The sequence below is a fragment of the Priestia sp. SIMBA_032 genome, assembly GCF_046535215.1.
Classification (GTDB): Bacteria; Bacillota; Bacilli; order Bacillales; family Bacillaceae_H; genus Priestia; species Priestia aryabhattai.
Genome location: NZ_JAWRXD010000222.1, coordinates 1 through 374, shown reverse-complemented (window position 1 = coordinate 374; position 374 = coordinate 1). Strand labels below are relative to the sequence as shown.

The following is a 374-nucleotide window of genomic DNA, read 5'->3' as shown; positions in this document are numbered from 1 at the left end:
CCTTTAGCTTCTTCTAATCCTTCTTTACCATACATTCTCCAAAGAGTCAAATCATTATTTTTGTCGGCATCAACAAAGCTTCCTATAAAAGGTCTCTTAGCAAATATTTCAGAATGATCTTTCTTAACATTCCCATTAGACACTTCTAAAAATTTAAACAACTCTTCTCCTTCAGAAGTGTCATTAAGAAAAGTCCCCTCAGACAGACGAAATGGGCTTTCCTTTAATAATAGAAACTGAACTGTTGTAATACTTGTGTAGTGTGAAATACATTCTCCTTTAAATAAAAGTAACTCTTTTATCTGATTTATAATTTTGCTAATTTTTTTATATGACGAATTTTCTATCTTTCTATTAATTTCTTCTATTTTTGA

The 374-nt window shown here is 29.4% G+C and carries 1 protein-coding gene; it reads right to left on the bottom strand.

Annotated elements, in window-relative coordinates; genetic code table 11:
* Positions 1-374: hypothetical protein (locus SB717_RS34095; RefSeq protein ID WP_410907246.1), on the bottom strand; the 374-nt coding region annotated here is incomplete at both ends.